This is a genomic window from Paraburkholderia bannensis NBRC 103871 (assembly GCF_000685015.1).
Classification (GTDB): Bacteria; Pseudomonadota; Gammaproteobacteria; order Burkholderiales; family Burkholderiaceae; genus Paraburkholderia; species Paraburkholderia bannensis.
Genome location: NZ_BAYA01000031.1, coordinates 1 through 26,528, shown reverse-complemented (window position 1 = coordinate 26,528; position 26,528 = coordinate 1). Strand labels below are relative to the sequence as shown.

Sequence of the window (26,528 nt, the reverse complement as noted above, 5' to 3'; positions counted from 1 at the left end):
AAGCAAAAAACTCGCGTGAAGAATGCCAGCGCTGGTGCGTGGCATAGCCATGTCCTATGGCAGAGGGCGTGCGCCGTTGGCGCTGGCAGCAGGCGCACGATGCGGTGCCGGGGACACACGCGGTCAGGATTTACCCTGACCTGACGCGCGGGACAAAACGCAAACGGCCTCGCAAGCGAGGCCGTTCGGCAAGGGCTAAAGGATTAAAGGAACCTGAATCAGCTTCCGTAGCGGCGCAGCAAGCGTGTCTCCACGATGCCGACCAGGCGCGTGAGCGGGAACGCCACCAGGAAATAGATGACCCCGACCGTCGTGAGGAACTCCACCGGCCGCGCCGTATTGGTGGAGATATTCTGGCCGACGAGCATCAGATCGGCGATGCCGACCGACGATATCAGCGCGCTCTCCTTGAACAGGCTGACGACGTTCGAGAGCAGCGGTGGTAGCGCGCGCAACAATGCCTGCGGAAAGATCACGTGGAGGATCTTCGCGGCGGGCGTGAGGCCGAGCGCGATGCAGGCGTCGTGCTGCTCGCTGGCAATCGACTTGAGTGCGCCGCGAAACGTCTCGCTGGTGACAGCGATCATGTAGAGCGTGAGGGACACCAGCACCGACACCGCAGGCGCAATCGCCAGTCCGAGCACCACGGGCAGGCAGAAGAAAATCCAGAACAACTGGATCAGCAACGGCGTGCCACGAAAGAGCTCGACGTATAGCGAGGCCGCGCCGTTGACCCAGCGATTGGGCGAGAGCCGCAGCAGGCTCAGCACGAAGCCGCCGAGGCTGCCCGCGAGCGCGCAGCCCAGCGTGAACATAACGGTTGTCGCGAGACCTTGAAGCAGGACGTGCCAGTACGGCAGCACGATGGCGAAATGAACGGGCATGGCGGCTCCTTCAGCGCTGCATCGCGAGGTCCTGGCGACGCTCGACGAGACGGATGAGCGCCGCCGCTGGCACGGACAGCGCGAAATAGACGCCGGCGATCAGCGTATAGGTTTCCAGCGGCCGGAACGTATCCGTGGCGATCTGGTTGCCGACATACATGAGGTCGCCCACCGCGACGACCGCCACCAGCGCGCTCTGCTGCAACGCGCCGATGCCATTGGTCATGAGGATCGGCGTCGCGCTGCGCAGCGCCTGGGGCAGCACGACATAGAGCGTGCGCTGCCACGGCTTCAGGCCGAGCGCGACGCAGGCGTCCAGATGTTCGCGCGGCACCGCCTGCACGCCTGCTCGATACGCCTCCGCATTGAACGCCGTGAGGTTGAGGCCCAGCGCGAGAATGCCGAGCGCAACCGGCCCGATGAAAACGTCGAACATCATCGGCACGCAGTAGAAGAACCAGGCGATCTGCAAGAGCGCGGGCGTGCAGCGAAAGAACTCGATATAGGCGCGCGCGGGCAGGCGCAGCACCGCATGGCGGCTCATCGAGAGCAGGCACAGCGCGAAGCCCAGCGTCACGCCGATCAGGTTCGCGATCAGCGTCAGTTCGAGCGTGATGCCAAGACCGCCGAGCAGCGCACCAAAGTGGCCGGAGAGAAAGGAAAAGTCGAATTGATAGTGCATGCGTTTGACCTCAGCCGGGATGCAGCACTTTGTCGAGAAACTCGCGCGTGCGGGCCTCGCGCGGGTGGCGGAACAACTGCGCAGGCGGCCCTTGCTCGACGATCGAACCGTTGGCACAGAAGATCGCGCGCGTAGCGATGTCGCGCGCGAAATGCATGTCGTGCGTGACGACGATCATTGCCATTTTTTGATCGGCGAGTTGCAGCATGACGTTCTGGACTTCGACCACCATCTCGGGATCGAGCGCCGAGGTCACTTCGTCGAACAGCATCAGGCGCGGTTCGAGCATGAGCGCACGCGCGATGGCGACACGCTGCTTCTGCCCGCCCGACAACTGGCTCGGGTACGCGTGCAGCTTGCTTTCCAGGCCCAGCCGCGCGAGATAGGCGCGCGCGCGTTCGGTGGCGTCGCGGCGCGACATGCCGCCGCTTTTCATCGGCGCGAGCACGAGATTGCCGAGCACCGAAAGGTGCGGAAACAGCGTGTAGTGCTGGAACACCATGCCGACCTGGCGTTGCAGCGCGCGGTCTAGCGCTGGTTGCGCGGGGCTTTTCGAGGCGCGCATATAGGGGCGGCCCTGGAAGCGGATTTCGCCGCCCTGGATGCCTTCGAGTCCCATCATGCAGCGCAGCAGCGAACTCTTGCCGCTGCCGCTCGGGCCGATGATGACGAGCCGCTCGTCGGCCTGCATGTCGAGCGACAGACCGTTCATCACGACGAGATGCTCGCCATAGGACTTGTAGACGTCGCGCAGCTCGACGAAAGGGGCGGGCGCGAGCGGCGGCGCGTCGAGGTCGGGCGGCCGCGTGGCGATGGACGTGTGGGCATTCATGAGTGAGTCTCCAGCGGGCAGCATAGGGTGCAACTTGGGGCAAGCGAGGGGCGCATGACCGCCGCTGCGCCGCGACGTTCAGCATTCAGCATTTATCGGCGGCGCAGGCGGGCTTCACTTCGCGGCTTGCAGCGTCTTCTTGACGGCCTGCGCCATCATGCGGTCGATTGCGCCGGCCTTTTTCTGCTCGTCGATATAGCTGTTCAGATAGGCGAGATCGGCTGCGGGCAGCGCCTTGCTCACGCCGAAATTCGCGGGCAGCGGCGCGAGCGCGGGTTCGGGCTTGAAGGCGACGAGCGATTCGGGATGCGCCGCCGTCACGAGCATATTGGTGGCGATATCGTCGGCCAGGACGTCGGCGCGTTTCGAGAGCAGCGCGAGACGCGCGGCGTCGGCGTCCGGCAGGCGCATGATGTGCGGCTTGGTCAGCACGTCGCTGATGGCCTTGTCGGCGACGGAACCGGCCATCACGGACAGCGTGAGATCGGCGCGGTTGAGGTCGGCCATCGAATGCGGCGCGCTGGCAAGCTTCGGATTGCGCTTGTCATAGGCGAAGGTCACGCTCGAATCGAACACGGGCGCGGAGAAACTCACGGCCTTTTCGCGCTCGGGCGTGTCGCTCAGCGAGAGCGCCATGTCCCATTTGTCCGATTGCAGACCGGCGATGAGGTTGGGCCAGGTCGCATCGACGAACACGGCCTTCACTTTCAGGCGTTCGGCGAAGCCGCGGCACAGATCGGCGAACGCGCCCTCGTAGCTTTGCGTCTGCGGGTCGCGGATCACATAGGGCGGCGAGGCCGCCGCGCCGCAGCGCAGGACGCCGTCGGCGCGCACTTTTTGCCAGGGCGCGTCGCCCGCCGCGTGGGCGGCCGGGCCGATGAACAGCGCGCCGATACCGGCGCTGGCTGCGAGAACGAGTACGCAACGGCGAATGCTGAAGGAAAGGCTCATGACGACTCCCGAAGAGAGTGGGGCGCGGTGCGGCCGCGCCATCGAAAGCAGGTGGATGGAATCAGAACTTGTGCGCGATGCCGACGCGCAGGCCGAGCTGGTGCTGCGATGACGACGCATTGCCGACCACGCCGTCGAAAATCGCGGCCGGTTGCGAGGCGCCCGCCGCGATCTGGTATGCGGCGGACAGATAGACTTCGGTGCGCTTGCTGAGCTTGTAGTCGGCGGCGAGATTGATCTGATGGTATTTCGGCCGCGCCGACGAATAGCCGATGTCGCCATCGGTGAACGAATAACCGGCGGCGACGGTTGCCGCCTGCGTGATGGCATACGAGCCCCATGCCTCGTAATCGTCGAAGCGCACTTGCGCGGTCGTGCCGTTCGCATCGTCGAAGCGCGTGTTGGTGTAGTTGAAACCCAGCGTGGCCGCGCCGATCAACCAGGTTGCGCCCGCGCCGATGATCTGCTCGTTCGACGGATTGCCCACGTAGCTGAACGCGCCGCTCGCGCCCACGGCTGCGCCCGTGGTGTTGCCGGTGAAGTCGCCGTCGGTGAAGAGCGTCGCCGGTTGCTTCGCATAGAAATACGCCGCGCCGAGATTGAAATTGCCGATCGAATAGGCCGCGCCCGCGCTCCACATGCCGATCTTGCTGGTGCCGTCCGCGCTGGAATTGCTCAGCGCAACCATGCCGCCGAAGGTCACGCCCGCGATCTTCGGGCTCGCATACTTGATCGCGTTGTTGACGCGAAACGAATTGGCCGTGTTGTCGATATCGCCCGCGTGAAACGCCAGGCCGCCCCAGTTGCCCGTCAGCGTCAAGGGCTGCACGTAATCGACGATCGAATCGTATTGACGGCCCAGCGTGAGCGTGCCGAAACGTTCGTCCTCAAGGCCCACCCATGCCTGGCGGCCAAACATCCGGCTGCCTTGCGCAAGCGTGCCGTTCACCACGTTGAAGCCGTTTTCGAGCTTGAAAATCGCCTTCAGTCCGCCGCCCAGATTTTCTTCGCCTTTCAGGCCCCAGCGGCTGCCGTACAGGCCGTCATAGGTACCGTCCTGCATGTGCCAGAGCTGCTTGCCGCCGCTGTTGTTGGTGAAGTCGATCCCGGTATCGATCACCCCGTATAGGGAAACCGACGAGGCCTGCGCGTGGACTGTCCCCGAGAGCGCGGCCGCCATGGCGGCGAAAATGAGTTTTTTGTGGCTGTTCACCCTGTTCTCCAAACAAAGAAAGCATGCGAATGCGTGGGAAGCGTCGATGTCCGCTTGTTATCGTTCGGTATGCGAATTATTGTGATGATTGAAGCGCCCGTGGATCCTGCTGCGGGCCTCCTTGTGCGCAGCGCGCCGGAGGCCATGTCTAATGCGCGTTAATCGGCGATTGCGTAGGTTTCGATTTCGACTTTCTGCCACGGGCGCAGCATCGAATCCACCTGCACCAGCGTGCTGGCCGGGCGGATCTCGCCGAAGGTTTCGAGGTGCGCGCGGGCAACGCCGTCGGCATCGTGGATATCGCGCACGAACACGACGGTGCGCACGACATCGTGCAGGTTCATGCCCGCTTCGCCGAGCACCTTTTCGATGACTTCGAGAATCGCGCGCGTTTGCGTATAGGCGTCGCTGCGTTCGTGCGCGGCCGGGGCGCAGGTGCCGGAAATATGCAGATGCGCGCCGACGCGAACGGCGCGCGAATAGCCGAAGACGTTTTCATAGGCGCCGCCCGAGGAAATTTTCTGGCGGTTGGCGGTGACAGTGCTCATGCGGATACTCCGTGGTGGACAAGAAACGTGGATCGAGTGGAGTGGAGTATCCGGAGGCCAAAAACGCGCGTGAAGAATCCCTTTGCCAATGCTTCCCATAGGACATGGCTATGCGACACGGATGGAGGCAGCGGGCGTCTGCGCGTGCGAGGCGACGCGCAGGCCGACGGGGCGCGGCTGACGCGCCATCGGCAGCGAAGGAAAGCGAAGGAAAACGCAGAAGAGCCGCGCCGGGAGGCGGCGCGAAAACGCCTTAGTGGTTTCCCCGGTTGCGGCGCGCGGGTGTCTCGCGTGCGGCGGGGGCATGCTCGGACGGCAGGTCTAGATGGGCATAAAGACCCTGCACGCGGGCAAGGTGCTCGCGCATCATCTGGATCAGTACGCGGGTGCCGGCGGACAGCGGCGTGTCGTAGCGGTGAATGAAGGCGAACACTTCGAACAGCGGCGGGTCAATGGGCGTCCAGCCCAGCCGATCCTGGTAGCCGAGTTGATGCAGGATGGGCTGCGTGGCGATCAGGTCGCCGAGACCGCGCGCGGCGAGTTCAAACCCGGTCGACTGGTGATCGACCTCGATGACGGGGTTGAGGATCACGCCGGCTTTCTGGGCGCGGGCGCGCAGGTTCAGGCGGATCGGGTCGGAGGTATTCCAGCGTGCCTCGGTGAGGATCAGCGGCGCGCGGGCGAGATCCTCGATGGTCTTGGGGCCTTTCAGGCGCGCTGGATCGGCGCTGATATAGCCGACCCGCGCCGACCACACCGGCTCGCTATAGGTGAGGTTGCGCTCGTTGAGCGGAATCATGACGAGGCCCGCTTCCAGTTCGCCCTGGCTCACCGCATCGGCGATCTCCGACGAATTGTTGCCGACGATCTTGAGCTTAACGTCCGGATAACGGGTGCGGAATTCTTCGATCAGGTCGGCCAGGAAATAGTGATGCGCGGCGCCGAAGGTGCCGAAGCTCGCCACGCCGCCCTTCAGTTCGCGCACGGACTTCACGGCCTCGTAGCCCTGGCGCGAGGCGGTCGTGGCCGCCAGCGCGAACGGGTGCAGGCGGCGGCCCGCCTCGGTCAGCATCAGCTTGCGGTTGGTGCGGATGAAGAGTGCGGTGCCGACCGACTCTTCAAGACGGATGATCTGGTCGGACAGGCTGGGCTGGGCGACTTTCAACTGCTCGGCGGCTTTGGACAGAGTGCCGTGTTCGATGGCGGCGAGAAAGTAATGGAGCTGCTGAAGGGTCATGAGCGTCGCATCGCATCGAGGATGCTGGAATCTGCGCCCGAAAACCCGTTGCTGTCAACCCTGCTCAAAAACGCGCTGTCTGTCCTGCGGCGGCTAGCGCGCCGACATCGTCTGTTGCGCCATCCAGCGCCGGTATTCGCGCGTGCGCGCTACCTCGCCCAACTGCTGCAGGATCAGCGCACGCAACGGCGACACCCGTGGATCAGGCCGCTTTCCAAGGCTCAACCTGCGAAACTGGAATTTCACGGCGGCCATGTTGGCGAGCGACGCCAGCGGCTTGTTCTTCCAGGTGATGGGCGACAGCGCCGGGGCGTTGTCCTTGCCTGCGCGCCAGTCGCGCGGCAGGTTCGGGTCGATCGCGAGCGCCGTGCCGATCCCCACCATGTCCACGCCGCTCGCGATGACCTGATCGGCGATGGCCTGGCGGCGAATGCCGCCGGTGACCATCACGGGCATCGCGGCAATCGTGCGGATATCGCGGGCGAATTCGGCAAAGTACGCTTCGCGCGCGAGCGTGCGGCCGTCGCGCGCCTCGCCTTGCATCGCCGGCGCTTCATAGCTGCCGCCCGACAACTCGACCAGGTCGACGGGCAGGTCGTTGAGCAGCGTCACGACTTGCCGGGCGTCGTCCGCGCTGAAACCGCCGCGCTGGAAATCGGCGGAATTCAGCTTCACGGCAACCGCAAACCTGGGAGACACCACGGCGCGCACCGCTTTCACGATCTCCAGCAGCAGACGCGCGCGGTTCTCCAGCGAGCCGCCCCATTGATCCGTGCGCTGGTTGGTGAGCGGCGAAAGAAACTGGCTGAGCAGATAGCCGTGCGCCGCGTGAATCTCGACGCCGGTGAAGCCCGCTTTTTCGCCCAGGCGCGCCGTGCGGGCAAAGCGCTGGATCACGTCTTCGATGACCTCGGTTGTCATCGCCTGGGGCGTGTTGAAGTGCTTCGACATCTTGCCGAGCGACAGCGCAATCGCCGAAGGCGCCCACGTCGGCTGGCCCAGGTTGGCGCGCATCTGGCGGCCCGGATGATTGATTTGCAGCCAGAACTGCGCGCCTTTCGCGCGGCCAGTCCGCGCCCACTTCCTGAATGCATCCAGGTGCCGGTCGTTTTCCAGCACCACGCCGCCCGGGCCCGTCATGGCGCGGCTGTCGACCATCACGTTGCCGGTGATGAGCAGGCCGGCGCCGCCTTCCGCCCACGATTGATAGAGACGCATCAATTGCGCGGAGGGCGCGTGATGGGCGTCGGCCATGTTCTCTTCCATGGCGGCTTTGGCAATGCGGTTCGGGATGGTCGAACCGTTGGGTAACGCTAACTTGTCGAACACGTTCATGAGTTCACCTCGTTTCATCGTGTTCCGACTTTAAGGTTAAAGGTAACTTGAATGTCAACCGCTTTTTTGCGGCATTCGACGCTTGACCTTCAAGTTGACTTCAACCTTAAAGTGAGCGCCGGAACTGTATGCCGGCACGGCTTGCCGGTTCACCTATCGATAGAGGTCGGCGAGTATGGACAGGCTGTTTACGCAGGTCGAATTTGGGCCGCACAAGGTTGAAGTTCCCGCAGGCGGTTATTACGACCGATTCCGGATGAATCCGGATCTGGACGAAGTGGCGCGCGACCCGGCGGCAGGCAATATCGACTTTTTCCGCAGGATTCCGAAGCAGATGGTGGCGTCGCGAATCGGCCCGACCTGGGCGCCGAATTTTTACTATCGAACCAGCCAGGTTCAGTTGCTGTTTCTCGCGCCCTTGTCGCGACTGCGTGCGATGTTGCCAATACCGCTCGAACCGCTGCGTGCGTTTCCAGGCTATGGGCTGGTGGCGCTGACTTTCTTTTCGTATGCGGTCTGCGACAACGATCCCTATGACGAAGTCTCGGTCGCCGTGGTGATCCGTCGACCCGGCGCGCGGGGTTCGCATGCGCTGGAACTGCGCAATGCGATGCGGCGGCGGCATTTCTTCGCCCATGTGCTGGCGCTGCCCGTCAGCACGGAAATCGCGCGTGTGCGTGGCGTGTACGGCTATCAGTTGCCCAAGTGGCGCGCGGCCATCGACGTGAACATCGGCCCCGATGTCCGCGCCCAGATCGCACGACCCGACGGCGCGCTTGACCTGGCCTTGAGCGCGCCGCTGCCGCGCTTGCGCGAAGTCGCGCCGCAATCGCATATGGGCACGAACACGATGATCAATATGGTCGATGGTAAATGGCACCAGGCGACGGTGCAGACCAATACGCTTTCGTTCGCACAGCGTCTGTTCCCGCGCGACGTCAAGCTGCAGCGCCATGGCGGCGCGCTCACCCAGTTGCTCGACGGGCTGGGGGTGAAGACGATCGTGCGTCTGGATGTGGTGAAAGATGCGCAAGTGGTGCTGAATCTGCCCACTCCGCTTTGACGCGTCAATGTGCCATCATCGTGTCTGGCGCGATTGGGGCCGAGCCTGGGAGTAACGGGAACATGAAAATTGGGGAACTGGCGTTGCGCACGGGACTGGCCGCTTCGCGCATTCGCTTCTACGAAGACATTGGCTTGCTGAAAGCCAGTCGCGAGCCAAACGGTTACCGCAGCTATTCGGCGGAAGCCGTGCTCGTGCTCGAACTGATTACGGCGGCGCAGCAGGCCGGCTTCAGTCTCGACGAAATCCGCATGCTGCTGCCGCTCGATATGGAGAAGTGGCAGCACGGCACCTTGATCGAAACGCTGCGGGCGAAGGTGCAGGACATCGAGGCGATGGAGATGCGGCTCGCGCAAAGCAAGGCGCATCTCGTCGCGCTGCTGGCGGAAATCGACGCAAAGCCCGACGACATGGATTGCAACGACAATGCGAAGCGCGTGCTGTCGCGCATCCGGGCCGGGCAGGTCAAAGCGCCGACGCTTGTGGCCGCCGACGTCACGACGCTGCGCAAGGCGAAGCGTCGTACGCTCAAGCGCGGCTAGGGCTAGCGGCGGCGTTGCTGGGAAACCAGCGCGGCGACCTGCGTGGCCGTCGCCTTTGCCGACTGCGGGTTTTGCCCGGTCACCAGGCGGCCGTCGGTGACGACGTTCGAGACAAACGGCAGCAGGGCTTTTTCGTAGCGCGCGCCGCGCTGCTTCATCTCTTCTTCGGCGTTGTACGGGACTTTTTTCGCGACGCCTGCCAGCACTTCTTCCGTCCACGAGTAACCCGTTACGCGGCGCTGCGCGACCAGCAGCGAGCCGTCCGAAAGCCTCGTATTGAGCAGCCCGCAATAACCGTGGCAAACGGACGATACGATCCCGCCGCTCTCGTAGATATCGCGCGTGATGCGCTGCAGGGCGGTGTTGTCCGGGAAGTCCCACATGACCGCGTGGCCGCCCGTGAAATAGATCGCGTCGAAATCGGCGGGAACGATCTGGTCGGGGCGCGCAGTCGTTGCCAGAAGTGCCTGGCTATCCTTATCGTTCAGCCATGCCTTGACCGATGCGTCGGCGAGCGGCCACTTCAGCGAGCGCGGCTCCAGCGGAGAAACGCCGCCTTGCGGGCTGACGATGCGCTGCTCGAATCCGGCCTGCCCGAAGACGTGCCACGCGTGCGTGAGCTCGGAGAGCCACAGGCCGGTGGGTTCGTTCGGGTCGTCGTAGTGGGCGACGTTGGTGACGACATGCAGTACGCGGTGGGTCATGGTGGATCGCTTCCCTTGATGTGCTGCCGGCATGGCTTGTCAACAGGATGCCGGCAGTCGTAACCATAACGTTCAAGTGAAGCTGAAGGTCAAGCACTTTTCCGCTCAGTTCCTCTCTGTTCCTTCAGGCGCTGGCGTTGCCGGGCAGCAGGCCGTCGAGCAGCGTGGCGAGCGCATCTTCGATGGCGTGATCGCCGACTTTCTCCGGCACCAGCCGCCCATCGATCGCGAGCATCGTCAGGCCATGCAGATGCGCCCAGCACGCCGTCGCCTGGCCCAGCGCCGAGCGCTCGCGTATCGTGCCTTCGCGCTGACCGTGTTCCAGCACGTCGATCACCAGCAGGAAGGGCGCCTGCGTGCGCGGATCGAGGTGGATATCGGAAGGCTCGCCCGCGTCGGTGTTGAACATCAGCCGATAAAGCTCCGGATTCTGCGTGCCGAAGCGCAGATGCGCGTACGCCAGCGCAAGCAGAAGCGCGGGGGCATCCGTCGCCGCATCGAGCGCCGCAACCAGTTCGTCGCGCAGACGATCGAAGCCGATCAGCGCGAGTTCGTGAAGCAGCGCGGTCTTGTCCGCGAAGTGCCGGTAGGGCGCGGAATGACTGACCTCTGCGCGCCGCGCGATCTCCCGCAACGTGAACTGCCAGCCTTTTTGCTCATGCAGCATTTCCAGGGCGGTTTCGACGATCGTGCGCCGCAAATCTCCGTGGTGATAGGGCTTGAGATCGGCCGATTCGTCTGATGGCACACGATTCATGCGGGTTTCATGCAAATGTTGACAGGAGACACATTCTACTCCTACTATCCGGATCGTTAAGTTGACGGTGTCTACATTCCGCCATTTCCGTCTCTCGTGAGGTGCACGATGAACATTTCTGCCGAACCCATTCATGGCCTCGATGCAGCCGATCTGCTGGGGCGCCAGCGCAACGCGTATCTCAGGAACGGCGCGCCGGATCTTGCGCAACGCAAGGCAAGCCTCGCCCGCCTGCGCGCGGCCGTGCTCGCGTATCGCAGCGAGGTGAAAGAGGCGATCAGCGCCGATTTCGGCCATCGTTCGCACCACGAAACAGACATCATGGAATTCGTGGGGGTGATCCAGTCGATCGACTATCTGTCCCGCAATTTGCGGCGCTTCATGAAGCGCGAGCGGCGGCACGTGGGCGCGTTCTATCGCGCCGGGCGCGCCTGGGTCGAGTATCAGCCGAAGGGCGTGATTGGCGTGATGGCGCCCTGGAATTACCCGTTTTCGCTGCTGATCATTCCGCTGGCCACTGCGCTTGCCGCGGGCAACCGGGCGATGCTCAAGCCTTCCGAATTGACGCCGCGTACGAGCGAGGTGATCCGGCGCATGCTCGCGGACACGTTTCCCGCCGACGAAGTCGCCGTCGTATGTGGCGGCCCGGAAGTCGGCGCTGCGTTTAGCGGGCTGCCGTTCGACCATTTGCTGTTCACGGGCAGCACGCAGGTGGGCCGCAAGGTCATGAAAGCGGCGAGCGAGAACCTGGTGCCGGTGACGCTCGAACTGGGCGGCAAGAGCCCGGTTGTCGTTGCGCGCGGACACGTCAACGAGCGGAGCCTGGGCAGCATTGTCTTCGGCAAGCTGGCGAACGGCGGGCAGACCTGCGTCGCGCCGGATTATGCGTTCGTCCACGAAGACGACGTCGAGCTATTTATTAAGCAGTTCGATACGATGGTGGCGCGTACCTATCCGCACGGGCCAACAGGGCGCGATTACACCTCGATCGTAAGCGAGCGTCATTATCAGCGCCTGGTCGGACTGGTCGACGACGCGCGCAGCCGTGGCGCTCGCGTGGTGGAGGTCGGCGTGAAGCCGGAATCCGCGCGCGTGCGCCCGCATACGCTTGCACCGACGCTCGTGGTGGGAGCGGGCGACGACAGCGCGATCATGCAGGAAGAGATATTCGGCCCTGTTTTGCCGGTGCGCACATATCGAACCCTCGACGAGGTGGTCGACTATGTGAACGCGCGCCCGCGCCCGCTCGCGCTTTATTACTTCGGCAACGAGGACAACGAATGCGCGACGCTGCTCGCGCGCACGACCTCGGGCAACACGGGCATCAACAATACGCTGCTGCACGTGGCGCAGGACGACCTGCCTTTCGGCGGCGTCGGTTCAAGCGGCATGGGCGCCTATCACGGCATTGAAGGCTTTCGCGCGATGAGCCACGCAAAAGGCGTCTTCGTCCAGGGCCGCTGGAACCTGCCCAGCCTGCTGCGAGCGCCGTTTGGCAAGTTCGCTGACTTCGCGCTGGGATTCACGCTAGGAGCGAGCCGCAAAACAGAGCGGATCCGGCCGGGCATGGCCGAGTGACAACGCACTGAGAACGCATGGGTCGAGGTCGTCCGCAAGAACCAGGCCAAACCTCATGGCCTGGTTAGCGAACATCGGCTCCTTCGACCCGCTGCAGCGAGCGGCCCGGCTGGACAGCGCAGGGCTTAGTGCCCGTGCGCTTCGCGCAGTCCGGCGTCGTGCTCGGGGCGTTGATCGCGCGTGCGGACGTGGAACGCCGCCGATACGATGTACAGGATGCCGGCGAATGGCCAGGAGTAGGTCGCGAGCACGAAGCTCAGGAGGAATGCGTTCTGGGGAGAGTACGCATTGAGTGCCCAACAGAGGCACGCAACCGGTAACAGCAGCAAACACAACGCCGACCGATTCAGGAAAACGGCGACCTTTGCATTCTTGAGCTTTTCTGATTGCATGCCTGTCTCCATAGGGAATGGCACTGAGACATAGAGTCGCACACCCGCTATGGCGCGAATACTCAGTGAATTCCCTGACGGATCACTAACTAAATCTGCGGCGATGCAGCAAGTTATGGCCTGTTTTTGGGCTATTTAGTGAATTTTCGCGATTTGATGGTGCGTTGCAAAATCGGCATTTTCGCGTCCGGTAACCCGGTCAATAAAATCAGGGATGCCAGGTAAATGCTGTCCGGAGAAATCGCCTTTGCCGATTGTCCACAGGGTAGGGCGGATTCTCTCAGCGAAGCGGCTATCGTTCGATCGTGCATCGGGTCTGGCCATGATTGACGGGCTTCGATAAATCGACCTTGCATGAGTTGAATAAAAACGACTGTTATTCAACAAGAAAAATCGAAATAAAACCGTTGTGGCTCATGGAAATCCCGCATATTTCCCGCCTGTTTGCGAAAGCATTGAGAAGGGTTCGCGTCGATAGAATGCGCTCATTAATCAATGGCCAGCAGCATCGTGCTGCTGGCTGACAATAATGGAGACAGTCGATGCAACTCACTTCTTGCGCGCCGCGCCGCGGCATGCCGGCTCTTGCGCTCGCTGCCAGCCTGTTGTTTGCCCTCAGCGCCACGCCTGCCCAGGCCGCCGACGAAGCGGCCAACAAGATCACCATCATGGTCGGCGGGATTACCAAGCTCATTTATCTGCCTGCACGCCTCACCGAGCAGCTTGGTTATTTCAAGGACGAGGGACTGGATGTTGAGTTGCTCTCGCAACCGGCGGGCGTCGATGCGGAGAACGAGTTGCTGGCGGGCGCCGTGCAGGGCGTCGTGGGGTTCTACGATCACACCATCGACCTCCAGACAAAAGGTAAGGATGTCAAATCAATTGTCGTGTTCGGCCAGGTGCCGGGCGAAGTGGAGATGGTGTCCTCCAAAGCGGCCGACACGCTCAAGTCGATGGCCGACGTCAAGGGCAAGACGCTGGGCGTGACCGGGCTTGGGTCGTCGACCAGCTTTCTCACGCAATACCTTGCGGGACAGCACGGCATTGCATCGACCGATTACACCATGCTGCCGGTGGGCGCGGACGCGAGCTTCATTGCCGCCGTCAAGCAAGGTCGCATCGACGCTGGCATGACCACCGAGCCGACCGTCTCCGCGTTGCAGAAGTCGGGCGACGCCAGGGTGCTCGTCGACATGCGCACGGTCGAAGGCACGCGGGCGGCGCTGGGCGGCACGTACCCGGCCGCGAGCCTGTATGTGCAGGACGCCTGGGCGGCCCAGCACAAGGCGCAGGCCGCGCGACTCGCGCATGCGTTCGCGCGCACGATGCAGTTCATCCACACGCACAGCGCGGACGAGATCGCCGCGAAGATGCCCGACGACTACCAGAAGGACAAGGCGCTCTATGTGAGCGCGCTCAAGGCCTCCCTGCCGATGTATACCGCCGACGGCAAGATGCCCGCCGACGGGCCCGCGACGGTGCTCAAGGTGCTGTCGAGCTTCAACCCTTCGGTCAAGGGCAAGCACGTCGATCTGTCCAGGACCTGGACGAACGAATTCGTCAGCGCGAAGTGACGTCGCGGTGAACGCGACTGCGTTGCCCCCTTCGGCGCCCGTTGCGGCGCCTGATCTACCGTGAGATGCCTTTGATGAAGCAAGCTCCAACCCCCAGCACCGCGCCAGCCATCGAATTCCGTTCGGTGTCTTGCCGGTTCATCGCGCCCGACGGCAAGGCCACCGTCGCGCTGCGCGACTTCAGCATGGCCGTCGCGCAAGGCGAATTCGTTGCCATCGTCGGGCCGACCGGCTGCGGGAAATCGACCACCCTAAGCATGATTACCGGCTTGCTCAAGCCCACGGCGGGCGAAGTGCGCGTGATGGGCGCGCCGGTGAACGGCATTGACCCGCGCATCGGCTTCGTGTTCCAGGCCGACGCCGTGTTTCCGTGGCGCTCCGTGCTCGACAACGTCGCGGCAGGGCCGCTGTTCCGTGGCCGCTCGAAAAGTTCGGCCTATGACGAGGCCAATGAGTGGCTGCGCCGCGTCGGCCTCGACAAGTTCGGCAAGCATTATCCGCATCAGCTTTCGGGTGGGATGCGCAAACGCGTCGCGCTCGCGCAGACCTTCATCAATCGCCCCGAGATCCTGCTGATGGACGAACCGTTCTCGGCGCTCGACATGCAGACGCGCACGCTGATGCAGGACGAACTGCTGCAATTGTGGGGCGGCACGGGATCGGTCGTGTTCGTCACGCACGACCTGGAGGAAGCGATCGCGCTCGCGGATCGCGTGTTCGTGCTGACCGCACGGCCCGCGACGCTCAAGAAGGTCTATGAAATCGACCTGCCGCGTCCGCGCATCACCTCGGAGATCCGCTACGAGCCGCGCTTTATCGAAATCTCGCGTGACATCTGGCACGACCTGCGCGAGGAGGTGCAAATTGCCTGACACGCTTGAACTCCGGAAATCGCCTATGACTTCGCCCGCACGCTCCACCGCCCCGGCCGCTTCGCCGAACGCGGCCATCGACCTCAACGCGCTGGCGCAGATCGAACGCGTCGCGCAACGGCGCATCCGTCAGCGTCATGCGCTGGTGATCGGCCTGCGCGTGCTAGTGCTGATTCTCGTGCTGGGTGGATGGGAGCTGGCCGGGCGCAATAAATGGATCGATCCGTTCTTTTTCTCGATGCCGTCGCTGATCTTTTTGCAGATCGTTGACTGGTTCCAGAACGGCACCTCGCAGGGGCCCCTGCTGTTGCAGGTGTGGGTCACGCTGGAAGAAACCGTGCTGGGCTTCCTGATTGGCGCGGCGGGCGGCGTGGTGTGCGGCGTGCTGCTGGGCCGCAACAAGTTGCTCTCGGACGTATTCAGCATCTACATCAAGGTCGCCAATTCGATTCCGCGCGTCGTGCTGGGTTCGGTGTTCGTGATCGCGCTCGGGCTGGGCATGGCGTCGAAGGTCGCGCTGGCGGTCGTCATGGTGTTCTTCGTGGTGTTCGGCAATGCCTTCCAGGGCGTGCGCGAAGCAGACCGCTACATGATCGCCAACGCGCAGATCCTGGGCGCGTCGCGACGCCAGGTGACGACCTCGGTGGTGATTCCGTCCGCGCTTTCGTGGATTCTCGCGAGCCTGCATGTGAGCTTCGGTTTTGCTCTCGTGGGCGCAGTGGTCGGCGAGTTCCTCGGCTCGAAGCAGGGCATTGGCCTGCTGATCTCGACGGCGCAAGGCGCGTTCAATGCAAGCGGCGTGTTCGCGGCGATGATCGTGCTCGCGGTGGTTGCGCTCTCAACGGATTATCTGTTGAGCGCGGTCGAAAAGCGTCTGCTGAAATGGCGGCCCGCTGCGTTCTGAACGTCGCCTGATGTCGCTGCAAGCGACCGCAATACAACGATTGCCGTCCCGCGCCTGGCGCGGGACGGTTTTGTACTGGAGAGCGTGAATGGTGCATAGCCTGCGTGCCCGTTTGCTGTTGTGGCTGTTGTTGCCGCTTGCGGCATTCGTGCTGGTGGCGGGCGGCGTGTCCTACGATGCCGCCCGCCGGACTGCCGATCTGTTGCAGGACAGCGCGTTGCTGGCTTCGGCGCGCACGATCATCGAGGACGTCGACTGGGACAACGGTGCGCTCATCGCGACGATTCCCCCGGCTGCGCTGGAGCTGTTCGAGTCGCCCTATCAGGATCAGGTGTTTTACAAGGTGCTGTCCGGCGAGGGCCGGCTATTGGGCGGCGCGCCGGATCTCGCAGTGCCGTCCGCGGGTCATGCGCTGCCCGCGTTCTACGACAGCACCTATGCGGGCATGCCGATCCGCGCGGTGGCCTACGAACGCCTGCTCTACGATTCAGGCCGCGCCGAACGCGTGACCGTGATCGTCGGCAAGACCGTCGCTTCGCGCGAGGCGATGATCGACGGGCTTTGGCGGCCCCAACTGCTGCGCCAGGGCTTGATGCTCGCGCTGGTGCTGCTGCTCGTGCCGCTTGGCCTCACGCTCGAATTGCGTCCGCTCATGAAACTCAAGGACGAGGTGGCCGACCGCGAGCCGTCGCAACTCGAACCGATTCGCCCCGATCATCTGCCTTCGGAACTCAGGCCGATCGTCGATGCGATCAATCAGTGCATTGCGCGTCTCAAGGTGCATGCGTTGACGCAGCGCCAGTTCATCGCCGACGCCGCGCATCAACTGCGCACGCCGCTCACGCTGCTCGCGACGCAGACGCAGTTCGCGAGCCAGTGCGACGCGCGTGACCCCGCGTTGCCGGCGGCGCTCAGCGGCGTGCGACGCACCAGCCAGAAAATGGCCGAATTGACGAGTCAATTGCTGTTGCTGGCGCAGGCCGAGTCGATGACGCCGCAGCGTGTTCAAACGCGTGTCCAGCTTGCGGGTGTGCTGTCTTCCGTGCTCGAAGAATTGATCCAGGCCGCGCAGCATCGCGACATCGACCTGGGGGCGGAGCTGGACGAGCGCGTGTGCATCGCGGGCAATGCAGGATTGATGGCTTCGCTCGCGTTCAACCTGGTCGACAACGCGATCCGCTACACACAGCGCGGCGGCAGCGTGACGGCGTTGTGCCGCCGCGAGAACGACGAGGCCGTGCTGGAGGTGATCGACAATGGCCCGGGCATTCCCGCCGAAGCGCGCGCGCATGTCTTCGAGCGCTTTTATCGCGTGGCGCAGGATACGGAAGGCACCGGGCTGGGGCTTGCCATCGTGCACCAGGTCGCACGCGCGCATGGCGGCACCGTGGCGATCGCACCAGGCGCGCAGCGCGTTGGACTCGTCGCCACGGTGCGCTTACCCATCTGGCCAGAATGAGGAGACGGCATGAAATTGCTGCTGGTGGAAGATAACGCGGAACTGTCGCACTGGATCGTCAACCTGCTGCGCGCGGAGCAGTTCACCGTGGACGCCGTGATCGACGGCGAAGCGGCGGATTCGGTGCTGGTCACGCAGCGCTACGACGTGGTGCTGCTCGACATGCGTCTGCCGCGCATGAGCGGCAAGGACGTGCTTAACCGCTTGCGGCGGCGGCGCGACAACGTGCCGGTGCTGATGCTGACCGCGCATGGCTCCATCGACGACAAGGTGGCGTGTTTCAGCGCGGGCGCCGACGATTACGTCGTGAAGCCCTTCGACAGCCGCGAGCTGGTCGCGCGCATCAAGGCGCTGATACGGCGGCAATCGGGCGAGAAGTCCGGTTGCCTGACCTGCGGCGACCTGCACTATGTATCGGACACGCGCGAATTCCGTCACAACGACGCGACCTTGAGCTTGCGACGCCGCGAGCATTCGATACTTGAGGCGCTCATCTTGCAACAGGGCAAGACGGTCTCGAAGCACGCGCTCATGGAGCGCATATTCAGCCTGAGCGACGAGCCGAGCGCGGACGCCATCGACATCTATATCCATCGCTTGCGCAAGCACCTCGCCCAGTCGAGCGCGCAGATCATGACGCTGCGTGGGCTGGGCTATATCCTGCGCGCGAAGGTCGAGGTCGCGCACGACGAACTTGAGCAAGCCGCCAGTTAAACATTGGTGAATTCACTTAGCGATGCCAATGATTCGCGAAAGGAGCACGAAGGATTCACCCCTCTAGGATTTGTCTCATCCGCTGAACGCGAACCAGGCCGGAAAAAAGTGGAAACAACCCGGCAAGGAATCGGCAGCGGAACGATCAGAAATTGAACGCAATACTCTGAGGAGACAACCTTGAAGAAACAGCATCTCGCATTCACCATGGTGGCCGGCGCATTGGCGGCAAGCGGCGCGCACGCGCAGTCGAGCGTCCAGCTTTATGGCCTGCTCGACTTGAGCGTGCCCACGTATCAGTCGCACGCGGACGCCAAAGGCGACCACGTGATCGGGATGGGGATTGGCGGCGAGCCGTGGTTCAGCGGCAGCCGCTGGGGCCTGAAAGGCGCGGAGGACATTGGCGGCGGCACCAGAGTGATCTTCCGGCTCGAAAGCGAATATCGCGTGAGCGACGGTCAGATGGAAGACCCGGGCCAGATCTTCGACCGCGACGCGTGGGTGGGCCTGGAAGACGAGCGCTTCGGCAAGTTCACGGCGGGTTTCCAGAACACCATCGCGCGCGATGCGTCGGCGATTTACGGCGACCCCTACGGCAACGCGAAACTGACGACGGAAGAGGGCGGCTGGACGAATGCGAATAACTTCAAGCAGATGATCTTTTACGCCGGCAGCGCCACCGGCACCCGCTATAACAACGGCGTGGCGTGGAAGAAGGTGTTCGACAACGGCATTTTTGCGAGCGCGGGTTATGCGTTCGGCAATTCAACGAGTTTCGGCAGCAATTCGACTTATCAGTTTGCGCTGGGCTATAACGGCCCGACTTATACGGCGTCGTCGTTCTATAGCCACGTGAATCGCGACGGCTTCACGAACCAGGCGTTCTCGGTGGGCGGCAACTATTCCCTGGGCATCGTGCGCGCCAATGTGGGTTATTTCCGCTACTGGGGCAACCAAGGCGCGCTGGGGCAGCGTCAGGACAATGCGTGGACGGTGTCGCTCAAGGTCGTGCCGAAGGGCGCATTCGATTACGAACTGGGCTACCAGCAGATGCGCACGCATAACGCCGCCTATAACGCGGACGGCGACATCCCGAACGCCAATATCGGCGCGTTCGATCCGACCAGCGGCCTGCATAACGGCTTCAAGGAAACGCTTTATGGGTCGGTGTTCTATCACCTCTCCAAGCGCACCGAGGTCTATCTGGCAGGCGACTTCATGAAGCTGCACGGCGGCTACACGGTCGGCTCGACTTATGGCGCGACCAATCAGGTCGAAGTGACGACGGGCGTGCGCACGCGCTTCTGAACCGGGCGCACGCCTTTCGTTGCATCAAAGGCGTGCGTGCGTGTGCGGCTGCGTTGCGCTGCGATGCTTCAACCCGCGCTGGCGCAGGCGACGCTCGGCGCAGTGTAGGCCGATGGATAGGGCGACGACGGCCCGCTTAGCAGACGCAGACGCTGCGTCGCCAGCACATCGGCTTGCGCCTGTTCGCCCGGCGTGAGCGTCACCGCGCCGCCCGACGGCGCGGCCTGGTTGACGCCGCAAATCAGGTCTTTGCCGCTCGACAGATGGACGGGCGTTTCATAGGACGATTGCGGCGGCGCTGCAAAACTGTTGGTACTCCAGAGCACTGCCGCGCAGGCAAATACGGGAATCAGCGGATGGATCTTCATGGCACGCTCCTGAATGAGGTGTCTTATGTTCGATCAGGGCGCGCCGCTGCGCTAGCGAGAATCTGGAAAATCACTCTTGCTGCGAATACGTGGAGTGCGTGGAGTGCGTGAAGTGACGCGCTACCGGCAGGCGCGGCGACTCGCGACATGACGACGATCCAGCGATCCAGCGATCCGACGATCCGGCGATCCGGCGATCCAGCGATCCAGCGACTCGATGCTCCCCCGCCGCTACACCCAGCAGTTTACTTTTTTTCAGGATAAACTACACTGCACAGTCTACTTTTCATTGGAAAGCGCTCATGGCATCGATCCCTGATTTCCTCGGCCGCACGCTTGGGTTTGCCGCCGCACGGCGCTCGCGGGCCTTGTCGGGCGGCTCGCCGCAGCACGATGGCGAGCGCTTTCGCAACGTTCAGCCGCGTCCGCAGGAAGGCCTCGTCAAGAGCCTTGGCATCATCTGGAACGTGCTGTTCCGCAAGCCGCGCGGCACGGTGCCCACGTCCGCGCTGCCCATCGCGCCGCTGAGCCGCGCGGATCTTGACGCCGCGCCGGATCGCAGCCTCTACCGTCTTGGCCATTCCACGCTGCTGCTCAAGCTGCGCGGCGAATTCTGGATCACCGATCCGGTGTTCGGCGAACGCGCCTCACCGTTCAAGCGGCTCGGCCCGAAGCGTTTTCATGCGCCGCCGATTGCTCTCGAAGACCTGCCGCCGCTGCGTGGCGTGATCCTCTCGCACGATCACTACGATCATCTGGATCGCGAGACCGTGCTCGCGCTCGCGGCGACGACGGGCGTGTTTCTCACGCCGCTCGGCGTGGGCGACCGGTTGATCGAATGGGGCATCGACGCAAAGAAAGTGCGCCAGCTCGACTGGTGGCAGAGCGCGCAGATCGATGGCATGACGTTCACGGCGGCGCCCGCGCAGCACTTTTCGGGGCGCAGCCTGTTCGACGGCAACCGCACGCTCTGGGCGTCGTGGGCCATCGCCGACGACGATTTGCGCGTGTTCTTCAGCGGCGATACGGGCTACTCGGAGCACTTCCGCATGATCGGCGAGCGTCTGGGGCCCTTCGACGTGACGCTCATGGAGACGGGCGCCTATGACCCGCAATGGCCGTACGTGCACATGCAGCCCGAGGAGACCGTGCAGGCGCATCTCGACGTGCGTGGCCGCTGGATGGTGCCGATCCATAACGGCACCTTCGATCTGGCGTTGCATCGCTGGCAGGAGCCGTTCGAGCGCGTGATGGGGCTGGCGGCGGCGCGTGGTGTGGCGCTGGCGACGCCGCGCATGGGCGAGCGGCTCGATCTGGCCGAACCGCAGCGCGGCGAGCGCTGGTGGCGCGAGGCGGAAGAAGGGCAGGTGGAAAGCGGTGGCCGCCGGCGGGCAGGCTGGTGCCGGGAAGCCGGCAGCGCGCGATCCTGATTGACGCTGCGGGCACACGCGCATCGTTGTCTGCCCAGGTGCGCTTTTGCAGCGCTTAAAAAGCGAAGGGACACTCCCGCGCGCACGCTCATTCCACGCATAGCTACGCAGTCAGCGCTGACGTAGTGCAACGGGACCGCATGCGCCGGTCGGTGTGACTCGTCGAAAAGCGCGCATGGCGCGGGATCGTGAGCAGGCCGCCGGCTATGGCCCTCGGTGGATTGTCGTGATGCGTTCGCGTTGCACCGGCGCAGGTCTGCGCGGCAGCCCGCCGATGCATACTGCGCGGCTCCCCTGTGGGCCTGCGCGGCATATCGCACCTGGCGGGCCGCTGGCGCGTGGCTGACCGCGCGCGCCGGAGCGTCCCCCGTCTTTCCGCCCAGCGTCTCTCAAACGCTGGGCGTAGCCAAGTTAGCAGTTTTTTCCGCTGACGATTGACCGTGCGTCTCAAAATTCGCCGGATCAGTCAAAAATTCCGCTTCCTCCCCCTCCCGAGTTCCCGAACCGCTCGTCATTGAGCATCTTGCTGCCCGGACGTCGCATCCATGCAACATCCTGACGGCGGGCGACGTAAACCTTTCAAAAGGCAATCGCCTTTGCTACCATGCGCGGCCTATGTAATGAGAATACTTCTCATTGTCATTCTGGAGCGGGAGACGCTCCGATCTCTGGCTGACATGAATCCATCACAACTCGCACGCCGCACGGAGCGCTCGCTCCACCGCCCTTTGCAGATTGCCGCCTGGCTCGCCTTTGCGGCCGCCGCGCAAACCGCCTTCGCCCAGACCGCCACGACAGGATCGGCCAGCACGAGCAGCACGGAGCAGTCGCTGCCCGCCGTCAAAGTCAGCGCTAGCTCCGCCGACGATACGCCGCTGCACCTGACCACGCCGGTTTCGAATGGCGCGCTGGGTACGCGCTCGCAGCTCGATACGCCGTTCTCGACGACCGTGGTGACGGGCGAGGATCTGGCGAACCGCCAGGCCAACAAGCTCGGCGATGTGTTCGCGGGCGACGCGTCGGTGACGGACAACAGCAATGCGTACAGCGCGTGGGCGACCTACATCACGATTCGCGGCCTGCCGATCGACTGGCAGAACGGCTTCAAGATCGACGGCAATCCGTTCATTTCGTACGGCATCACCATGCCCTATGAAAACCTTGAGCGCGTGGAGCTGCTCAAGGGCGCGGGCGGCTTCATGTACGGGTTCGCGCAGCCGGGCGGCGTGGTGAATTACGTGACGAAGAAGCCGGGCAAGGATCCCGTCACGAGCTTCGACATCGGCTATCGCATGGACGGCGTGATCAGCGAACACGCCGACCTGAGCCGCCGCTTCGGCCCGGACGGCATGTTCGGCGCACGCATCAACTACTCGCACGAACAGGGCAAGACCTATAACGCGGGCGATATCAACCGCAATTCGGTGGCGCTCGCGCTCGACGGCCAGCTCACGCGCGATCTCGACGTCTATTTCAACGCGATCTACCAGACCAGCCGTTCGAGCGGCCAGACGCCCGCGATCTATGTTTCGCCGAGCTATGCGGGCACGAGCCTGCCCGCGACGATCAGCGGCGGCACCAACCTGCTGAACAGCGCCGGTCAGCACCTGAATACCAGCCTGCAGCTCTACACCGCGGGCGTGAAATACCAGATCGCGCCGGACTGGAGCTTCAATACGTCGGCGAGCTATAGCAAGTCGGCGCGCGACCGCAACGAGAGCACGCTCACGCTGGCCAACCAGGCGGGCGACTATTCCGATTACCGCTGGAACGGCGACGAAGGCCATCAGGATATCTACTGGCAGGGCACCTTCGAAGGCAAGGTCAAGACCGGGCCGTTCACGCATCAACTCGTGTTCGGCGCGTCGATCCAGCACCAGACCAACGACTACAACAACGCAGAGACCACGGCGGGCGGCACGCTCGGCGCGGGCAATCTCTATGTGCAGAACCCGTACTTCTTCTATTCGGGTAGCGGCCTGGAGAAGTACCGCGCCAGCGAGATCAACCAGAAGGCGCTGTTCCTGAGCGACACCGTGCAGATCACAAGCCGCTGGTCGCTGCTCGCGGGGCTGCGCTACACGAACTACGACCAGGAGACCTTCGCGGAGTCGGGCGCGACCACGGCTTCGTACGGCAAGAACGGCGTCGTCACGCCGACCTTCGCGCTGATGTACAAGCTCGATCCGCTCACCACGATCTACGCAAGCTACCTGGAATCGCTGGAGGCAGGCCAGATCGTCGCCGATACCTATGCGAACGGCGGGTCGGTGCTGAATCCGCTGCGCTCGCGCCAGTATGAAGTGGGCATCAAGACCGAACACGAGCGCTGGAGCGTGAATGCGGCGCTGTTCCGCATCGAGCGCGGCGCGAGCTATGCGAACAGCCAGAACGTGCTGATGCAGGACGGCGACTCGATCTACGAAGGCGTCGAAGCAGGCGGCAGCGTGCGCCTGGGCCGCAACTGGCAGGTGGGCGGCGACATCATGCTGCTCGACACGTGGTACGCGAAAGGGCAGACGTACAACGGCAAGCGCGTGGCCGGTGCGCCCCAGTTCACGGCCGCCGCGCGCGTGAGCTACGACGTGCCGTTCGTGCCGGGCCTGCAAGTGGGCGCGGACGCGAAGTACACGGGCAATACCAGCGTGCGTCCGGCTGGCGACCTGGAGACCGGCGGCTACATGCTCGTGAACCTTGGCGCGAACTATATGACGCGCATTGGCGGCCACGATGTCACGCTGCGCGCGGCCATCGACAACCTCACGAACCGTCGCTACTGGATGTTCCAGTACGACAGCTATATCGCGCCGGGCGACCCGCGCACGGTCAGCCTGAACGCGAAGATCGATTTTTGATCGGGATGCAAGGCTGGCAGTCCGTCGCTATGGGTTGTCAGTTTTGCGCTATATGACTGGAACCCGCCGAACCCATACTACCGCGATCAGAAAATACTGTCGGCGAGACGGCGATGAGAAAGCATGTAGACGGCGCGGCTGTCGCCATCATGGTGACGCTGTGTTTGATGTGGGCGACGCAGCAAGTGGCGATCAAGGCCGTGGCGGGCGATGTCGCGCCCATGCTGCAGGTCGGGTTGCGCTCGGGCGGCGCGGCGGCGCTGGTCTGGCTCGTCAACCGCTTCGTGCTGCGCGAGCGCTGGCTGCCCGGCATTGCGCTGCGTTCCGGGTTGGTGGTGGGGGCGTTGTTCGCGCTGGAGTTCCTGTTCGTCGCCGAGGGACTGCGCTGGACGAGTGCATCGCACATTGCCGTGCTGCTTTATACGGCGCCGATGTTTGCCGCTATCGGGCTGCACTTGAAGTTGCCCGATGAGCGGCTGGGCGGTTTGCAGTGGGGTGGGATTGCACTGGCGTTCGTGGGGATCGCGATTGCGTTTCTTGGCCCGGCAATCCTGGGCGGCGGGCCAACGCCTGGGCCGGACTGGATGCTCGGCGATTTCATGGGGCTTTGCGGCGGCGCAGCGTGGGGCATGACGACGGTGGCCGTGCGCACGACGCGACTGAGCGATGCGCCGGCTACGCAGACGCTGTTTTGTCAGCTTGCGTGCGCTTTCCTGTTGCTGCTGCCGTTGGCTTTTATCACCGGGCAGGTCGAGTTTCATTTGACGCCGTTTGCGATCGCCAGTCTGGGTTTCCAGACGGTCGTGGTGACGTTCGCGAGCTATCTGGTCTGGTTCTGGATGCTGCGGCGCTACTACGCGGCGCGCCTGGGCGTGCTGTCTTTCATGACGCCGCTTTTTGGCGTAGCGCTGGGTGTGGTGCTGCTGCACGAGCATGTCGATGCGGCGTTTCTTTGCGGGGCGGCGCTGGTGCTCGTGGGCTTGTTGATTGTCAACGGGCAGAGTGTGGTGCGGCAGATTTTTCTGCGCGAGGGACGGGTGAGGACTGGGGCCGGGGTTTAAGTCGTTTTCGTCTGAATAATGTTCGGATGCCGAAGGATAAGAAACGTGATGGCGAGGTTACGTTCGATCGCATACAAAAACGTAACGGCTGTTGCGTAACGCTTTCTTGTGGGCCAGCGTCGCGTTCGTCGATGCCCTGATTGAGTCGCCCGCGCCAGCAAGGCTCGCCGAGCTTTCTTTCACATCTTTCTAGTGCCGTTAAAAGCGCAAATCGACATTCGATTTGCGCTTTTTTTATTGGCGCGGAAGTTGCAAATCTCGACCGACCGATCCAGCCATATACGGGCGCGACGCTATCACGTCCCGCCCGGCAAACAGACCAAGGCGACGCGCGACCACGCGGTATCGGACATCCAGCAACCGTATAGAGCAAGACCAATCAGCGGTTCACCGGGGGCACTGATTACACCTTTGACCAATCAGGTCGCGATTTTTTCGCGAAAGGACTAATCATGGCTCCCTTCAAACACACTCTTGTTGCATCGGCGAGCGCTCTGCTGTGGTGGTCGCTTGCGGCTTCGGCGCAAGCGGGCGACGCGCCGTCGACATCGGCGACGAGCTCCTCGATTCAAAACACAGGCTGGCCGGTCGCGGGCGGATCCGGGCCGGGCTATGCATGGGCGCAAGGCTCGCTTCCGGGTAGTTCGAGCGGTTGGGGTTTTGCGGGTGGATCGGGTTCGAGTTCGGGGTCGCCGGGGTCGTCCGGGTCGTCGGGCTCGGGCTCGGGTGGTTCTGGGGATGGCGGTTACGGCGGAGGCAGTGACGGCGGCTCCGGCGACAGTGGACACGGCGGTTGGGGGAATGGCGCAGGCGGTAGTGGATCGGGTGGCAGTGGTGGTTCAGGTGATGGTGGCAATGGCGGGAGCGGCGGCTCTGGCGGTAGCGGTGGTTCAGGCGGGAGCGGTGGTTCGGGCGGCAGCGGTGGTTCGGGCGGCAGCGGTGGTTCGGGCGACGGCGGCCACGGCGGCTGGGGCGGTGGTGGCTCGGGCGACGGTGGCCATGGAGGCAGCGGCGGATCAGGTGGTTCGGGCGGTTCGGGCGGTTCAGGCGCTTCAGGCGGTTCGGGCGGCTCGGGTGGTTCGGGTGGTTCGGGTGGCTCGGGTGGCTCAGGCGGCACGGGTGACGGCGGTCACGGCGGCTGGGGCGGTGGTGGCTCAGGCGACGGCGGCCACGGCGGCTCGGGAGGTGGCGGCTCGGGCGATGGCGGCTCAGGTGGCAGTGGCGGCTCAGGCGGCAGCGGCGGCTCGGGTGGTAACGGTGGCTCA

At 63.6% G+C, this 26,528-nt stretch carries 25 protein-coding genes and 1 pseudogene; 13 read left to right on the top strand and 13 right to left on the bottom strand.

Annotation, left to right across the window (positions count from 1 at the left end):
• Positions 1-218 precede the first annotated feature (218 nt).
• The 8 genes from BBA01S_RS31950 to BBA01S_RS31910 form a co-directional block, all read right to left on the bottom strand.
• Positions 219-884, bottom strand: coding sequence for an amino acid ABC transporter permease (locus BBA01S_RS31950; RefSeq protein ID WP_027819986.1), 666 nt, complete (start codon positions 882-884; stop codon positions 219-221).
• Between the two features lie 10 nt (positions 885-894).
• Positions 895-1,566 carry an amino acid ABC transporter permease gene (locus BBA01S_RS31945; protein WP_027819985.1) on the bottom strand — a complete coding sequence of 224 codons (672 nt, stop codon included), beginning with the start codon at positions 1,564-1,566 and terminating at the stop codon, positions 895-897.
• A gap of 10 nt (positions 1,567-1,576) precedes the next feature.
• On the bottom strand, positions 1,577-2,398 hold the full coding sequence (locus BBA01S_RS31940) for an amino acid ABC transporter ATP-binding protein (protein WP_027819984.1): 822 nt from the start codon (positions 2,396-2,398) through the stop codon (positions 1,577-1,579).
• A 114-nt stretch (positions 2,399-2,512) separates the two neighbouring features.
• Entirely contained in the window at positions 2,513-3,349 is an 837-nt protein-coding gene (locus BBA01S_RS31935; RefSeq protein ID WP_042298256.1) for a substrate-binding periplasmic protein, read from the bottom strand.
• A 61-nt stretch (positions 3,350-3,410) separates the two neighbouring features.
• Entirely contained in the window at positions 3,411-4,529 is a 1,119-nt protein-coding gene (locus BBA01S_RS31930) for a porin (protein ID WP_042298271.1), read from the bottom strand.
• Positions 4,530-4,720: 191 nt separating this feature from the next.
• Positions 4,721-5,110, bottom strand: a complete 390-nt coding sequence (locus BBA01S_RS31925) for a Rid family hydrolase (RefSeq protein WP_027819981.1) — start codon at positions 5,108-5,110, stop codon at positions 4,721-4,723.
• Between the two features lie 253 nt (positions 5,111-5,363).
• A complete protein-coding gene (locus BBA01S_RS43725; RefSeq protein ID WP_084162679.1) occupies positions 5,364-6,347 on the bottom strand; it encodes a LysR family transcriptional regulator in 984 nt (327 codons plus the stop codon).
• Between the two features lie 93 nt (positions 6,348-6,440).
• Positions 6,441-7,682 (bottom strand): NADH:flavin oxidoreductase/NADH oxidase family protein, encoded by a 1,242-nt coding sequence (locus BBA01S_RS31910; protein WP_027819980.1) that lies wholly within the window; start codon positions 7,680-7,682, stop codon positions 6,441-6,443.
• Positions 7,683-7,857: 175 nt separating this feature from the next.
• On the opposite strand from BBA01S_RS31910, the gene BBA01S_RS31905 reads away from it, so the two are divergent.
• Both BBA01S_RS31905 and BBA01S_RS31900 read left to right on the top strand, forming a co-directional pair.
• A complete protein-coding gene (locus tag BBA01S_RS31905; RefSeq protein ID WP_027819979.1) occupies positions 7,858-8,745 on the top strand; it encodes a hypothetical protein in 888 nt (295 codons plus the stop codon).
• A 62-nt stretch (positions 8,746-8,807) separates the two neighbouring features.
• Complete coding sequence (locus BBA01S_RS31900) at positions 8,808-9,287, top strand: MerR family transcriptional regulator (protein ID WP_027819978.1); 480 nt, start codon at positions 8,808-8,810, stop codon at positions 9,285-9,287.
• Between the two features lie 2 nt (positions 9,288-9,289).
• On the opposite strand, the gene BBA01S_RS31895 is transcribed toward BBA01S_RS31900, so the two are convergent.
• The gene (locus tag BBA01S_RS31895; RefSeq protein ID WP_027819977.1) at positions 9,290-9,991 is read right to left on the bottom strand and encodes a type 1 glutamine amidotransferase domain-containing protein; all 702 of its coding nucleotides are present in this window, start codon (positions 9,989-9,991) and stop codon (positions 9,290-9,292) included.
• A 124-nt stretch (positions 9,992-10,115) separates the two neighbouring features.
• Complete coding sequence (locus BBA01S_RS31890) at positions 10,116-10,748, bottom strand: TetR/AcrR family transcriptional regulator (RefSeq protein ID WP_042298255.1); 633 nt, start codon at positions 10,746-10,748, stop codon at positions 10,116-10,118.
• A 108-nt stretch (positions 10,749-10,856) separates the two neighbouring features.
• Here BBA01S_RS31890 and BBA01S_RS31885 point away from each other — a divergent pair, with 108 nt between their 5' ends.
• A complete protein-coding gene (locus BBA01S_RS31885; RefSeq protein WP_027819975.1) occupies positions 10,857-12,326 on the top strand; it encodes a coniferyl aldehyde dehydrogenase in 1,470 nt (489 codons plus the stop codon).
• A 125-nt stretch (positions 12,327-12,451) separates the two neighbouring features.
• On the opposite strand, the gene BBA01S_RS31880 is transcribed toward BBA01S_RS31885, so the two are convergent.
• A complete protein-coding gene (locus tag BBA01S_RS31880) occupies positions 12,452-12,718 on the bottom strand; it encodes a hypothetical protein (protein ID WP_027819974.1) in 267 nt (88 codons plus the stop codon).
• A gap of 135 nt (positions 12,719-12,853) precedes the next feature.
• Positions 12,854-13,042 (bottom strand): hypothetical protein, encoded by a 189-nt coding sequence (locus BBA01S_RS47155; protein WP_156966150.1) that lies wholly within the window; start codon positions 13,040-13,042, stop codon positions 12,854-12,856.
• Between the two features lie 251 nt (positions 13,043-13,293).
• On the opposite strand from BBA01S_RS47155, the gene BBA01S_RS31875 reads away from it, so the two are divergent.
• The 6 genes from BBA01S_RS31875 (at position 13,294) to BBA01S_RS31850 (ending at position 19,549) form a co-directional block, all read left to right on the top strand.
• The gene (locus BBA01S_RS31875; protein ID WP_156966153.1) at positions 13,294-14,292 is read left to right on the top strand and encodes an ABC transporter substrate-binding protein; all 999 of its coding nucleotides are present in this window, start codon (positions 13,294-13,296) and stop codon (positions 14,290-14,292) included.
• 74 nt (positions 14,293-14,366) lie between these two features.
• On the top strand, positions 14,367-15,164 hold the full coding sequence (locus BBA01S_RS31870; protein ID WP_027819972.1) for an ABC transporter ATP-binding protein: 798 nt from the start codon (positions 14,367-14,369) through the stop codon (positions 15,162-15,164).
• A gap of 25 nt (positions 15,165-15,189) precedes the next feature.
• The gene (locus tag BBA01S_RS31865; protein ID WP_027819971.1) at positions 15,190-16,068 is read left to right on the top strand and encodes an ABC transporter permease; all 879 of its coding nucleotides are present in this window, start codon (positions 15,190-15,192) and stop codon (positions 16,066-16,068) included.
• Between the two features lie 88 nt (positions 16,069-16,156).
• Positions 16,157-17,527 carry a sensor histidine kinase gene (locus BBA01S_RS31860; RefSeq protein WP_027819970.1) on the top strand — a complete coding sequence of 457 codons (1,371 nt, stop codon included), beginning with the start codon at positions 16,157-16,159 and terminating at the stop codon, positions 17,525-17,527.
• Positions 17,528-17,536: 9 nt separating this feature from the next.
• Positions 17,537-18,241 carry a response regulator gene (locus BBA01S_RS31855; protein ID WP_027819969.1) on the top strand — a complete coding sequence of 235 codons (705 nt, stop codon included), beginning with the start codon at positions 17,537-17,539 and terminating at the stop codon, positions 18,239-18,241.
• Between the two features lie 207 nt (positions 18,242-18,448).
• Complete coding sequence (locus BBA01S_RS31850) at positions 18,449-19,549, top strand: porin (protein ID WP_167336066.1); 1,101 nt, start codon at positions 18,449-18,451, stop codon at positions 19,547-19,549.
• A gap of 68 nt (positions 19,550-19,617) precedes the next feature.
• On the opposite strand, the gene BBA01S_RS43720 is transcribed toward BBA01S_RS31850, so the two are convergent.
• On the bottom strand, positions 19,618-19,917 hold the full coding sequence (locus BBA01S_RS43720) for a hypothetical protein (RefSeq protein WP_052391991.1): 300 nt from the start codon (positions 19,915-19,917) through the stop codon (positions 19,618-19,620).
• A gap of 302 nt (positions 19,918-20,219) precedes the next feature.
• On the opposite strand from BBA01S_RS43720, the gene BBA01S_RS43715 reads away from it, so the two are divergent.
• The 4 genes and pseudogenes from BBA01S_RS43715 to BBA01S_RS47150 all read left to right on the top strand — a co-directional run.
• Positions 20,220-21,347: an MBL fold metallo-hydrolase gene (locus BBA01S_RS43715; RefSeq protein WP_042298254.1), complete on the top strand. Its 1,128-nt coding sequence runs from the start codon at positions 20,220-20,222 to the stop codon at positions 21,345-21,347.
• Between the two features lie 677 nt (positions 21,348-22,024).
• Positions 22,025-24,202, top strand: coding sequence for a TonB-dependent siderophore receptor (locus BBA01S_RS31835; RefSeq protein ID WP_245641644.1), 2,178 nt, complete (start codon positions 22,025-22,027; stop codon positions 24,200-24,202).
• Positions 24,203-24,315: 113 nt separating this feature from the next.
• The gene (locus BBA01S_RS31830) at positions 24,316-25,263 is read left to right on the top strand and encodes a DMT family transporter (protein ID WP_027819965.1); all 948 of its coding nucleotides are present in this window, start codon (positions 24,316-24,318) and stop codon (positions 25,261-25,263) included.
• A 452-nt stretch (positions 25,264-25,715) separates the two neighbouring features.
• Positions 25,716-26,528, top strand: a pseudogene (locus tag BBA01S_RS47150) (hypothetical protein); the annotation flags it as partial.

Bases quoted from the DNA above. Each gene is read 5' to 3' on its own strand.
- BBA01S_RS31855 (WP_027819969.1), top strand. From the start codon at position 17,537: ATGAAATTGCTGCTGGTGGAAGATAACGCGGAACTGTCGCACTGGATC.
- BBA01S_RS43715 (WP_042298254.1), top strand. From the start codon at position 20,220: ATGGCATCGATCCCTGATTTCCTCGGCCGCACGCTTGGGTTTGCCGCC.
- BBA01S_RS31900 (WP_027819978.1), top strand. From the start codon at position 8,808: ATGAAAATTGGGGAACTGGCGTTGCGCACGGGACTGGCCGCTTCGCGC.
- BBA01S_RS31945 (WP_027819985.1), bottom strand. From the start codon at position 1,566: ATGCACTATCAATTCGACTTTTCCTTTCTCTCCGGCCACTTTGGTGCG.
- BBA01S_RS31890 (WP_042298255.1), bottom strand. From the start codon at position 10,748: ATGAATCGTGTGCCATCAGACGAATCGGCCGATCTCAAGCCCTATCAC.
- BBA01S_RS31930 (WP_042298271.1), bottom strand. From the start codon at position 4,529: ATGGCGGCCGCGCTCTCGGGGACAGTCCACGCGCAGGCCTCGTCGGTT.
- BBA01S_RS31950 (WP_027819986.1), bottom strand. From the start codon at position 884: ATGCCCGTTCATTTCGCCATCGTGCTGCCGTACTGGCACGTCCTGCTT.
- BBA01S_RS43720 (WP_052391991.1), bottom strand. From the start codon at position 19,917: ATGAAGATCCATCCGCTGATTCCCGTATTTGCCTGCGCGGCAGTGCTC.
- BBA01S_RS31830 (WP_027819965.1), top strand. From the start codon at position 24,316: ATGAGAAAGCATGTAGACGGCGCGGCTGTCGCCATCATGGTGACGCTG.
- BBA01S_RS31905 (WP_027819979.1), top strand. From the start codon at position 7,858: ATGGACAGGCTGTTTACGCAGGTCGAATTTGGGCCGCACAAGGTTGAA.
- BBA01S_RS31895 (WP_027819977.1), bottom strand. From the start codon at position 9,991: ATGACCCACCGCGTACTGCATGTCGTCACCAACGTCGCCCACTACGAC.
- BBA01S_RS31885 (WP_027819975.1), top strand. From the start codon at position 10,857: ATGAACATTTCTGCCGAACCCATTCATGGCCTCGATGCAGCCGATCTG.
- BBA01S_RS31860 (WP_027819970.1), top strand. From the start codon at position 16,157: ATGGTGCATAGCCTGCGTGCCCGTTTGCTGTTGTGGCTGTTGTTGCCG.
- BBA01S_RS31880 (WP_027819974.1), bottom strand. From the start codon at position 12,718: ATGCAATCAGAAAAGCTCAAGAATGCAAAGGTCGCCGTTTTCCTGAAT.
- BBA01S_RS47155 (WP_156966150.1), bottom strand. From the start codon at position 13,042: ATGGCCAGACCCGATGCACGATCGAACGATAGCCGCTTCGCTGAGAGA.
- BBA01S_RS31910 (WP_027819980.1), bottom strand. From the start codon at position 7,682: ATGAACGTGTTCGACAAGTTAGCGTTACCCAACGGTTCGACCATCCCG.
- BBA01S_RS31925 (WP_027819981.1), bottom strand. From the start codon at position 5,110: ATGAGCACTGTCACCGCCAACCGCCAGAAAATTTCCTCGGGCGGCGCC.
- BBA01S_RS31835 (WP_245641644.1), top strand. From the start codon at position 22,025: ATGAATCCATCACAACTCGCACGCCGCACGGAGCGCTCGCTCCACCGC.
- BBA01S_RS31865 (WP_027819971.1), top strand. From the start codon at position 15,190: ATGACTTCGCCCGCACGCTCCACCGCCCCGGCCGCTTCGCCGAACGCG.
- BBA01S_RS31940 (WP_027819984.1), bottom strand. From the start codon at position 2,398: ATGAATGCCCACACGTCCATCGCCACGCGGCCGCCCGACCTCGACGCG.
- BBA01S_RS31850 (WP_167336066.1), top strand. From the start codon at position 18,449: ATGGTGGCCGGCGCATTGGCGGCAAGCGGCGCGCACGCGCAGTCGAGC.
- BBA01S_RS43725 (WP_084162679.1), bottom strand. From the start codon at position 6,347: ATGACCCTTCAGCAGCTCCATTACTTTCTCGCCGCCATCGAACACGGC.
- BBA01S_RS31870 (WP_027819972.1), top strand. From the start codon at position 14,367: ATGAAGCAAGCTCCAACCCCCAGCACCGCGCCAGCCATCGAATTCCGT.
- BBA01S_RS31935 (WP_042298256.1), bottom strand. From the start codon at position 3,349: ATGAGCCTTTCCTTCAGCATTCGCCGTTGCGTACTCGTTCTCGCAGCC.
- BBA01S_RS31875 (WP_156966153.1), top strand. From the start codon at position 13,294: ATGCCGGCTCTTGCGCTCGCTGCCAGCCTGTTGTTTGCCCTCAGCGCC.